Origin of the sequence: Acinetobacter sp. V2, from assembly GCF_001188385.1 — a bacterium.
Classification (GTDB): Bacteria; Pseudomonadota; Gammaproteobacteria; order Pseudomonadales; family Moraxellaceae; genus Acinetobacter; species Acinetobacter oleivorans.
In genome coordinates this window covers 445937-456022 of record NZ_JZFB01000001.1, presented here as the reverse complement: position 1 = coordinate 456022, position 10086 = coordinate 445937, and the positions used below count along the sequence as shown (strand labels likewise).

Sequence of the window (10086 nt, the reverse complement as noted above, 5' to 3'; positions counted from 1 at the left end):
CTTCTGAAGGATGCTTGATACGTTTCCAAGCCATATCTGTGATATGGAGAAGACCATCAATACCGCCAAGATCAACGAATGCGCCGTAATCAGTAAGGTTTTTGATTGTACCTGTAACTGTTTGACCTTCTTCAAGTTGAGCAAGTAATGCTTCACGGTCAGCAGAAGATTCTGCTTCCATAACAGCACGACGAGATACAACAACGTTATTACGTTTAGCATCAAGTTTGATTACTTTAAACTCTAACTCTTTACCTTCAAGGTGAGTAGTGTCACGGATAGGACGAGTGTCAACTAATGAACCTGGTAAGAATGCACGAACAGGACCGATGTCAACAGTGAAACCGCCTTTAACTTTACCAGAGATAACACCAGTAACGATTTCGCCATCTTCAAAGATTTTTTCAAGTTTAGTCCAAGTTTCAGCACGCTTAGCTTTTTCACGTGATAAAACTGTTTGACCCATACCGTTGTCAAGAGCTTCAACAACCACGTCAACAGTATCACCAACCTGAACTTCAAGTTCACGTTGTTCATTTAAAAATTCAGCACGGTCAACAATGCCTTCAGACTTTAGGCCAGTGTCAACAGTTACCCAGTCGCTATCGATGTTTACAACAACACCTTGGATGACTGCACCCTTTTCAACGTTGAGGTTTAATTCACTTTCTTCAAAGAGGGCTGCAAAAGATTCGGTCATGATATACCTGATAAATTCAGCGGTCTTGGATCAGACAAGGCCGGTTTAGTTAAGTATCAACATAGTCTTTATAGACTGATCAAGCTATGCGTCAACTGATAATTCTATTTGCTAAATGGTACGGCTATCGACATAATCAACCATCAACTTAAATACCTGATCGATCGTTAATTCCGAACTATCAATGATATAAGCGTCTTTGGCTGGCTTGAGCGGAGCAACTTCTCGCTCCATATCTCTTTTGTCACGCGCCTGTATATTAGCTAAAATGTCGTTTATTTTAGCATCTAGGCCCATGCCCTGCAACTGTTTTACTCTTCGCTCAGCACGCGACTCAGCCGAAGCAGTCAGATAAATTTTTGCATTTGCTTCTGGAAAAATAGCTGTTGCCATATCACGGCCATCTGCAACTAAGCCAGGTTTTTGTGCAAAAGCTCTTTGTCTCTCAAATAATGCCTGTCTAAGTTCAGGAATTGCTGCAACTTTCGATGCATATTCACCCACACGTTCTGTACGAATTGTTTGAGATACATCTTCGCCATCTAGAAAAACTAGAATACCTGCTGCGGAAGTTTCAAATTTAATATCTAGTTGACGTGCATATTGAATACATTCGTCGAGTTGACTGTCTAATTTATCTAATAAATCGTGCTTATGTAATGACAACCCCAATAAACGATATAAGGCACCAGAATCGAGTAAGTGATATTGATAATATGCTGCAAGTTTTGCTGCCAATGTCCCTTTACCCGAACCACTCGGACCATCAATAGTAATAATTTGAACTGTCATTGAACTCTCACTAAGAAGCAACTGCTTTAGCTAATCTCGAAAAGCCTAGTGTAATGGCTAGTTTTAGCTGTGCAAGGATTAATTTACTTACCACTGGAGCTTTTGCCGTTAACTCGATGCGATATGTAACTAAAGTTATGTATGGGGTGATTTCAGAAAACTCGATTCGACCTAAATGGTGTTTAATCAAAGGATTGTCTATTAATTTATATTCAATGCTTTTATTTTCTTCAAGCAAGGTAATTTCTTCTTTAATTGGCTTGATTGGGCCAAACCCCATACGACGAACTGAACCTAAACCATCAGGTCTTTTAGAATCTGCTGAGTCTTTCACACGTACGACTTGTAATGGCGCAAAAGCAGTATTGTAAGTTGCATGTTTAGAAAGCAAATTAAATACGTCACTAAGAGGAGCATTAAATTCTTTTTTTACGGTAATTACATTACGCATTGAATATTCCTTATTAAAAAACATGGCAGTAAAATCGCGTTAGTTTGCCATAAGCTCGTGTTACTTTTTAATCATTTAAGGACGTTTTCTGTTGTTTTTCTTGTTTCTTTTGCTCGCGTCTTTGTTTAAAAAAATGACTGAGTTGTTGGGCACATTTTTCTTGTAAACAACCTTGTTGAAAAGTAAATTTATGATTGTAATAACCATCTTGTAGTAACTGACGAGCACTTACCAATGAACCTGCTTTAGGTTCTGTTGTACCAAAAACCACATGTTTGATTCTTGCATGTACTAATGCGCCTACACACATTGTGCATGGCTCAAGAGTGACATATAAAGTCGCATCGTCAGGTAATCGATAATTATTTAATGATAAGCATGCTGCACGGATAGCTTGAATTTCTGCATGTGCAGTTGGGTCTAACAAACTAATTGGAGCATTATAGCCAGATCCAATCACTCGATTTTGGCTTACTACAATCGCACCAACAGGAATTTCACCCTGCTGTGCAGCTAATTCAGCTTGCTCGTAAGCAAGCTGCATCCAATATTCATCACTATATTCAGTCATGTATTTTAGGTGATCACACCGTGTTGTCTAAGTAACGCATTCCAGCTATCTATTGAAGTCACTGGCGGACAATCAGCTAATATGCCTCTTAAGCTTAAGTCTTCACATGGCTTCCATTCTGGCGATAAATCTTTATCAACTAACCGTGCACGAACCCCTTCAACAAAGTCAGGATGACGAATTTTCCACTCAGAAATCTGAGCTTCAAGATCAAAAACCTCATCCCAAGAATGTATCTGTTTACCCCATTGCCACAGCAACCAAGTGATTGCCGCAGTACTAGGAGATCCTTTTTGTAAGTTCTCACTCGCTTGGCGTAACCAATCACTGCTCGCATCACGCAAGCTCACAATAGCTTGATAATCTTGTTCAAAATTAAAACCGCGACAAACGCTATGAATCACGTCTAGCGAGTTCTGTAATGGGCCTGCCGCAACCGGACGATGCAAACTATTTAAAGTATCATCAATTGCGCGGAAATCCCCAGCAGGATAATGAGCCCAATTAATATTTAAAACTTTTTGCAAAACATTATCACGCTGTGCTTCACAAATATGTGTAGCCCAACCGATGCTATATGCCCCAGCAGCTGTCATGATTGAACCAGTTAAACCAGTAAACAAGCCTATTGGACCACGATCTGCCAAGAAGCGGCTCGCCCCCACATCTGGATATAAACCAATATTAATTTCAGGCATAGCTAAACGAGAATATGGAGTTACTAGACGGAATGGTGCTGCCATAAACAAGCCCAAACCACCACCCATAACATAACCTTCGCCCCAAACAACTACAGGCTTAGCATAATTATGTAAGAGTAAATCTAAAGCATATTCTTGCTGGAAAAACTTATTCGCTGTGTCTACTTCTTGATTTATAACAAGTTGACGTAATTTTCTAACATCACCACCTGCACAAAAAGCTTTTGGTGTTGTTGAATCCAACCAAATTGCTTTAACGCTTTCATCATCACGAAAATCTTCAAATACTCGTAATAATGCCGTTACGATTGATTCATCTAAAGCATGCAATGATTTAGGACGATTCAAACGTACTATACGCCAGCCGTTTTTTGCTTCTTCGACCACCAAGTCCGGGTGATAGTTATTTAGATTGGGAGAGTTCATCATGCGTCCAATTGCCAGTCTATGGGCTCAATGCCATGTTGTTTCAAATATTGATTTGTTTTTGAGAACACTTTACATCCAAAAAAACCACCTCTGTTTGCAGCAAGGGGCGATGGATGTGCAGCGGTTAAAACCAAGTGTTTATCTCTATTTATACGTTGTCCTTTGCGCTGTGCATAAGCACCCCACAAAATAAATACTATATGTTCTCTTTGCTCATTCAGGATATCAATGACTTCATCAGTAAATGCTTCCCAACCTTGCTTTTGATGTGAGGTTGGCTGTCCAGCTTCAACAGTAAGCACACTGTTCAGTAAAAGTACGCCTTGCGTAGCCCATTTCGTTAAGTCGCCATGACGAGGAGCTGGAATACCCAAATCTGTATGTAATTCATGAAAAATATTACGTAAAGATGGTGGTAATGCAATACCTTTTTGAACGGAGAAACTTAATCCATTTGCTTGGTTTGGTCCATGATATGGATCTTGTCCAAGAATAACGACCTTCACATCAGCCAATGGTGTCGTATTTAGAGCACTAAAGATTTGTTTACTCGGTGGATATATTATTTTTTGTGCTTGTTTCTCTTGAAATAAGAAATCGCGCAAATTATCCATTTGAGGGCTTAACAAAAAAGGCGCTAAAGATATTTTCCAGCTTTCTTCTAATTGAACTTTACTGAGTTTATCTTGCTGTTGCTCAGTTAATTGCATTAATGTCATCCTAGATCAATTTTCAATTCTACAAATACTGTAAGTAATTCGATTTATACTTCGACTTGTAAATCAACTTGAGGATTATTAAACTTAATCCCATTTTTCAAGTCTTCATACATTTGAGGATTTGCCCACTCTATCTGAATTTGTTCTGAAAAAACAATTCCATCGAGACTTAAAATCCCCATTTGTTCATTTTGAATATCTTCAATAAAGCTTTGTGCATATCCAGTATCAGTCTCATGAACAATAACTGAATAAACCTCAACATCACCTTCCCCATTTTGAGTGATGGTTGATTGTAAAACTTGCTGAGCTAGATAAAAGAAAATACGTGAAAACTGTTCAGCCGAAGGTGAAACAGGTAAAGAAATCCAACGAGCACTAAAAGTCTGACAAGCATCAATGTATTGAGAATCATCTTTTTCCCAAAAACAGATTGCATGATCAAAGCTGTCAATAAGGTCTTTTATTACTCCTTTTAGAAGCCCAAAATCATAAACCATTTGTCCATGATCTAATTTCGAAGCTTTAAGCAATAATTCGACTTTATAGCTATGTCCATGAATTGATCGCTTACAACGATCCGATGTACAGTTACGTACAACATGTGCATTTTCAAACTTAAATAACTTACGAATTAACATGTGCCAAATCGATCATTCCTTCTAGGAACATTATTATAAAGCAAAAGACGAAAACTTCGCACCACTTTTCAATTAGAAACAATTAGCGAAAAGTATGATAAGACTTGTGAAGAAATATTGAAGATAAATATATAGAAAATTTATCTTCATTTTATTTAGTCATCAGAGAAGTTTCTAAATATGACTTTTTAACAACATGATAAAAAACAAATAAACTAAAATTTTTCAATCAGTTAAATGGTGACATATTTCTAGAATAAACATAAACCTGCTTATCATTACGCATTAGTGCACTTGTAAATTGTCTTTTCCGATTATTTAGCACGACCTCAATTTGTGCTTGAAAAAAACTCGACTTTACATCTAACAAGCTATTCACTTCAGCTCTCTTTTGAGTGTCGACTGTTGAAAAAGCATTCAATTGCCATAATTCATCAACATTTTGAAAGAATTTTAAATTCTGTTGGCGCATCTGAAGCTCTTTTTCTACCACCCCTAAATCTAATTTTGGATCAATACTCGCTAAAACTAATGGCGAGGCTGTATTAATATTCACTTTTGTATTTTCAGGTAATGCAGAAATATAAGGAGCAATTAGATCATATTTCTTACCGTCAAAACCTCTTACTAATTTTAACTCTTCAATACGATGAAATTTAGCATTTGAAGCTAAATAGCTAGGATCGAGACCTTCATAATAACTGCTTTCAGCACCCATAGGCCCAGATGGTTCGTCATCTGGATCTTGCCAATCAATGACTGCTTGACTTAATTCTGCTGGCAAGCCTACACGTACAAGTAACCGCTCAAACCAATTTTTAGCAGCTTCGTTTACCTTACCTTCATTCGTCGTCAAATTGTTTAGGTTAAATTTGCCTGACTCATCCAGTAAACGCCCTGATACTGTTCCATCTTCTATTGGAAAAGGTGGCATCGGCTGTGCCCATGTTTCTTTTAAATGATCAACGCCACCAGCATTATTTGCATCTTGAATTAATAATTCAGAAAAAAAGGCCTCTGCACTTTTTGCATAGAGTAATGACTGATTTTGACGCATTAAATAGCCAGTATTTTCCATGGTATTAGTTTGATGCTTTGCAATAGAGGCAGCTAAAATTGTAGCCAAAGCAACCATAATTAGAATAGTGAGCAAAGCAACGCCTTGCTGGCTTTTTTTATAATGCAACACTATCCCACTCCTTTATTGGAGAGCGATAAATCACCTTGATTTAAGCTATAAATCCACTCATAACTTACACCAGCAACTGTGAGTTGTATTTTTATTCCTTTCGGCAACTTTCTAAATTCTTCAGGTTTTGTGGGATCAATATTAATTTCTGGCCACTTTGTCACTTCTTGAGGCGTGAGTACCATAATTTGAAATTGTTCAACTTGGCTCAACAGCGTACTTGATAGTGGTTGCTCTCTGTTTGAAGTATTTAAATTACTATATTTAAGACGATAAAGCTTTTTTTGATCAGGATCATATCGATATTCAATACGCTCAAAAGGTGACAACCCTTGTTTTAAGGGATCCGTAACACCAGCCTTACTAAAGTGAAGAACTTGATTATCAAGTTCTAAGGCTGGACGTAGTTGCCCGCCTTGATTAGCCGATAAAGGTATAATTTGCAATGTATCACGTAAAATTTGTTGATAAGCATCTTGTAATTCGAATAACTGTACTTCGTGTTGTGCATTACGATCACGGACTTTTAATAAATAATCAAAGATCTTCCAACCCAACAAAGATAGAACAGCAAAAATTGCAATTGCGACTAAAAGCTCAACTAAAGTAAATCCTGAGGCACGAGTTAATCGAGCACTGCTCGATCGTGCCGTAAGACGAGAAACTGGACTTCTCGAGCGAAGATATTTATTTTTTATCATTATTTTGCTTTCATTGGATAATTAAAAAATACCAAGTGGGTAATACCATTTTCAACTTTCCCTTTATCAGAATCATATAAGCTAATTTGCAAATCTACTTTCTGAACATTCGGGCTGACTGTAGATTCAGCAGATTTATCAATCTGCCAGGTTTCACCTTGAGAAGTAACTTGCTTACTTTGAGTACCTTGAAGCCATTCTTGATTTATCTCCATTAAGGCAACTTCATTCATTGCTACAAACTGAGCTTTTGTTCTAAGAATTGCATTTGAGGTAGATTGGGTATATTGCATGGCCACTTTAGTTAACGCGACGGCAGCTACCGCAAAAATTGCTAAAGCTACCATTACCTCTAATAGAGTAAAGCCTTTAGATTTCATTTATTTTACCCAAATGATCAATCTGTATTTCTGAACCAATTGGTTTTTGTTCAAAGTAAAACTGTATTTTAACTGTTTTAGCTTCACCATTTCCAAACCAGATTAACTGCGGAGTCTGCCCGCCAATTAAATCTGTATTGGTAGCTTTTGAATAGGTTTGACCATCTAGAGGTTGTACTGTAAACGATACATGTTTAGGCAATTGGCGCGTAGTAAATTCTGGGTATTTCTGCCAACGATTTTTTAAATCTTGTACCTGTAATTTACTCTGATCGTGGTATTCATACAGCTCATAAGAAAATGGAGAAACGTCAGTTTCACTCATAGTAGATAGAGCTAAAACACGAGACTGATCAAGTGACTCTTTACCAATTTTATGTGCATCAAGCAAAAATAACTCTCTTGCTTGCATCGCTTTCTTTTGGTCAACCCCACCTATATTAAGTACAACAAGAGAGGTCATAATCGTCATAATAACAATCACCACCATCACTTCAATGAGGGTAAAACCTTTTTGTGATTTAGGCGGTGATTGAGATTTCATATCGACCTATTAAGCATATTGTTCAGCAGTTTGTTTAGGTAAGGCTAATGCCTGATCAATATAAGCCACTCTTAAAGTATCCCGTGAACCTAAATAGCGTTGGTAAAAACTTGAGTTGAGAATAGCTGCTGCACCATGCGTTAACGACCAAATAGAAGCCAGATAATCTCGAGTTGTCATATTGCTTTGAATCGATTCTAAATAGTGATCAGTCATGCGAATGATAATTCGTAATCGCTGTTTACGCACTTGATAAAGCTCATTAAAAAGGTGATGCACCCCTTGAGCTGTAATCGAAAGTTTTTCCTCAATTTGATGAAATAAAACTGTCCGTTCAGGATGGTGTAAATGATGCAGCATAAAAAAGGCCAAATGTTCTGGAAAGGCCTTTTCAGTATCTTGAACCATTTCGAGTAACATACGTTCATTACGAATAATCAATAGCATGTACAATTCATCTTTACTTTGAAAGTGTTTGTACAAAGTTCCTTTTGCTAAATCAAGCTCAGCAGCCAACACATCAAGTGTCATTCCGGCTTCGCCATTTTCTAGCAATAATTGCTCCGCAACCTGAAATATTAATACTTCTCTTGCTCGGAACTGAGCCTGACGATCCATCTTCACGCAATTACTCTCTTATATAGTTTCTATAACTTAAATCGCTTTTAGCAAGTTCTCAAAATTTTGTGAGGTGATCATTGCAATTTCCTCAACCGATTTATCATATACATCGCTGAGCGCTTTGGCTACATAAGGTACATATTTTGGTTCATTTGTTTTTCCACGGTATGGAACAGGTGCTAAATAAGGGCTATCTGTTTCAATTAAAAGCCGATCTAATGGCACTTGTTTAGCTACATCACGCAAGTCTTGTGCATTTTTAAATGACACAATACCTGAAAAAGAAATGTAATAACCACAATCCAGAACAGCCTTTGCTGTTTCCCAATCTTCGGTAAAACAATGCAAAATTCCATGGGTGGAGTTTTCAGCACGAATAATATCTACCGTATCATGCTTTGCTGAACGCGTATGAACGACAACTGGTTTTTTTACAGTTTTTGAAGCTTGGATATGTCTTGCGAAACATGCCTTCTGCTCTTCAACAAAATCTGTACTGTGATAGTAGTCCAGTCCAGTTTCACCCAGAGCCCATACTTTTTTCGACTGAGCCAATTCAATCAAGTATTCGGTCGTGGCACGAGCCATCGTATCGACATCTTCGCAAGGATGAACACCTACAGTATAGCCAACGTCTTCATGTCTCTTTGCAATCTCTGCTAGTGCAATGTGGTCATCAAGATCAACGGATATTGCCATAAATTTAGACACACCTTCTGCTCGCGCTGCTGCGAGCGCAAGGTCCAGATCGCCGTTATAAGGCGTTAAATCTAACATCGTTAAATGGCAATGCGTATCAACAAACACTTTTCTATCCTATTTGATTACATGGTATAACTTGGACGATCTAGAGACATACTACCAGCCAAAACTCTTTCTGCCTCAGCTTTATAGTAAATTCCCTTATCTCCACTTAATTGAATAGCAAAACCTTGAGGTTTAAATCCACTCTGCTTGTGCGATATCCAAATCACCTTACCTGTAAGAGGAATCTTTTGAGACTGCTCAGGCAAAGTAGCTAAAATGAAAATTTCTTGTCCCATTTTTACTTTTTGTTTTGATGGTACAAATAAGCCTCCACCTTGCACATATCCCATATAGCTTGCTTGTAAAGTAGCTCTATCAGGAATATTTACCTGAATAATCCCCCCCATTTGCGGCTGCATAATCTTCCCCTTAAACATTCATTAACGTTATAAACAATTGATCTATAATAAGTTGACTTTGTACATTTTGCTCAACCAGCTTTTTTGCTTGTTGTAGTTCACTATAAATATTGAATAAGCTTTCTAAATCGTAATATGGACTTAATTGATCAAAATCTAAATCTGTATTTTTCTGCGGTTGATTTAGCTTGACACAAATTAAATCTCCCAACAAGTACTCAAAAAGTACGATAAAATCGCTAAAACTTAATTCTTTTTGCCATTTTCCTGAGAAAAATAAAGGCATATTTTTTTGAGCTACAATTTTTAGCCAGTCATTTAAGAAAGTCTGTCGTTTAGTAAACCAATCACTTTTTGCAATTTCTATAGCTTGTAAAGGCATATCATTAGATAGACCAAGCAATAAATCAGGTTGGACTTCTGCAATTTCAGATAAATGCTCATTCAAATATGAAGTAGCTTGCTCATATGAAATGCGATC

Annotated in this window: 14 protein-coding genes and 1 pseudogene; all 15 read right to left on the bottom strand. The window is 37.4% G+C overall.

What is annotated here, in order from left to right; translation table 11 throughout:
- A partial coding sequence (locus UC75_RS19770) for a S1 RNA-binding domain-containing protein (RefSeq protein ID WP_228137021.1) occupies nt 1-700 on the bottom strand: 700 nt, incomplete at its 3' end.
- Between the two features lie 111 nt (nt 701-811).
- A complete protein-coding gene (gene cmk, locus UC75_RS02120) occupies nt 812-1492 on the bottom strand; it encodes a (d)CMP kinase (RefSeq protein WP_049836527.1) in 681 nt (226 codons plus the stop codon).
- Between the two features lie 10 nt (nt 1493-1502).
- The gene (locus UC75_RS02115) at nt 1503-1943 is read right to left on the bottom strand and encodes an SRPBCC family protein (RefSeq protein WP_013198075.1); all 441 of its coding nucleotides are present in this window, start codon (nt 1941-1943) and stop codon (nt 1503-1505) included.
- A gap of 67 nt (nt 1944-2010) precedes the next feature.
- Nucleotides 2011-2514, bottom strand: coding sequence for a tRNA adenosine(34) deaminase TadA (gene tadA / locus UC75_RS02110; protein WP_049836526.1), 504 nt, complete (start codon nt 2512-2514; stop codon nt 2011-2013).
- 5 nt (nt 2515-2519) lie between these two features.
- Complete coding sequence (locus UC75_RS02105; protein WP_111853773.1) at nt 2520-3644, bottom strand: enoyl-CoA hydratase/isomerase family protein; 1125 nt, start codon at nt 3642-3644, stop codon at nt 2520-2522.
- Nucleotides 3641-4354 carry a uracil-DNA glycosylase gene (gene ung / locus UC75_RS02100; protein ID WP_049836524.1) on the bottom strand — a complete coding sequence of 238 codons (714 nt, stop codon included), beginning with the start codon at nt 4352-4354 and terminating at the stop codon, nt 3641-3643. The genes UC75_RS02105 and ung overlap by 4 nt, the downstream gene beginning before the upstream one ends.
- Before the next feature lie 53 nt (nt 4355-4407).
- Nucleotides 4408-5004: a 6-pyruvoyl trahydropterin synthase family protein gene (locus UC75_RS02095; RefSeq protein WP_004792725.1), complete on the bottom strand. Its 597-nt coding sequence runs from the start codon at nt 5002-5004 to the stop codon at nt 4408-4410.
- A 229-nt stretch (nt 5005-5233) separates the two neighbouring features.
- Complete coding sequence (gspK, locus tag UC75_RS02090; protein WP_049836523.1) at nt 5234-6193, bottom strand: type II secretion system minor pseudopilin GspK; 960 nt, start codon at nt 6191-6193, stop codon at nt 5234-5236.
- Nucleotides 6193-6894 carry a type II secretion system minor pseudopilin GspJ gene (gene gspJ / locus UC75_RS02085; protein WP_049836522.1) on the bottom strand — a complete coding sequence of 234 codons (702 nt, stop codon included), beginning with the start codon at nt 6892-6894 and terminating at the stop codon, nt 6193-6195. The genes gspK and gspJ overlap by 1 nt, the downstream gene beginning before the upstream one ends.
- Nucleotides 6894-7274, bottom strand: coding sequence for a type II secretion system minor pseudopilin GspI (gspI, locus tag UC75_RS02080; RefSeq protein ID WP_049836521.1), 381 nt, complete (start codon nt 7272-7274; stop codon nt 6894-6896). The genes gspJ and gspI overlap by 1 nt, the downstream gene beginning before the upstream one ends.
- Nucleotides 7264-7818 carry a type II secretion system protein gene (locus UC75_RS02075; protein ID WP_049836520.1) on the bottom strand — a complete coding sequence of 185 codons (555 nt, stop codon included), beginning with the start codon at nt 7816-7818 and terminating at the stop codon, nt 7264-7266. The genes gspI and UC75_RS02075 overlap by 11 nt, the downstream gene beginning before the upstream one ends.
- Before the next feature lie 9 nt (nt 7819-7827).
- Nucleotides 7828-8436, bottom strand: coding sequence for a TetR/AcrR family transcriptional regulator (locus UC75_RS02070; protein WP_013198082.1), 609 nt, complete (start codon nt 8434-8436; stop codon nt 7828-7830).
- Between the two features lie 36 nt (nt 8437-8472).
- On the bottom strand, nt 8473-9246 hold the full coding sequence (locus UC75_RS02065) for a TatD family hydrolase (protein WP_049836519.1): 774 nt from the start codon (nt 9244-9246) through the stop codon (nt 8473-8475).
- 17 nt (nt 9247-9263) lie between these two features.
- Entirely contained in the window at nt 9264-9605 is a 342-nt protein-coding gene (locus tag UC75_RS02060) for a PilZ domain-containing protein (protein ID WP_003651467.1), read from the bottom strand.
- Nucleotides 9606-9615: 10 nt separating this feature from the next.
- A pseudogene (locus UC75_RS19765) lies at nt 9616-10086 on the bottom strand (DNA polymerase III subunit delta'); the annotation flags it as partial.

Coding starts and splice junctions, on each gene's coding strand:
- cmk (WP_049836527.1), bottom strand. CDS start 1,492: ATGACAGTTCAAATTATTACTATTGATGGTCCGAGTGGTTCGGGTAAA.
- UC75_RS02115 (WP_013198075.1), bottom strand. CDS start 1,943: ATGCGTAATGTAATTACCGTAAAAAAAGAATTTAATGCTCCTCTTAGT.
- tadA (WP_049836526.1), bottom strand. CDS start 2,514: ATGACTGAATATAGTGATGAATATTGGATGCAGCTTGCTTACGAGCAA.
- UC75_RS02105 (WP_111853773.1), bottom strand. CDS start 3,644: ATGATGAACTCTCCCAATCTAAATAACTATCACCCGGACTTGGTGGTC.
- ung (WP_049836524.1), bottom strand. CDS start 4,354: ATGCAATTAACTGAGCAACAGCAAGATAAACTCAGTAAAGTTCAATTA.
- UC75_RS02095 (WP_004792725.1), bottom strand. CDS start 5,004: ATGTTAATTCGTAAGTTATTTAAGTTTGAAAATGCACATGTTGTACGT.
- gspJ (WP_049836522.1), bottom strand. CDS start 6,894: ATGATAAAAAATAAATATCTTCGCTCGAGAAGTCCAGTTTCTCGTCTT.
- gspI (WP_049836521.1), bottom strand. CDS start 7,274: ATGAAATCTAAAGGCTTTACTCTATTAGAGGTAATGGTAGCTTTAGCA.
- UC75_RS02075 (WP_049836520.1), bottom strand. CDS start 7,818: ATGAAATCTCAATCACCGCCTAAATCACAAAAAGGTTTTACCCTCATT.
- UC75_RS02070 (WP_013198082.1), bottom strand. CDS start 8,436: ATGGATCGTCAGGCTCAGTTCCGAGCAAGAGAAGTATTAATATTTCAG.
- UC75_RS02060 (WP_003651467.1), bottom strand. CDS start 9,605: ATGCAGCCGCAAATGGGGGGGATTATTCAGGTAAATATTCCTGATAGA.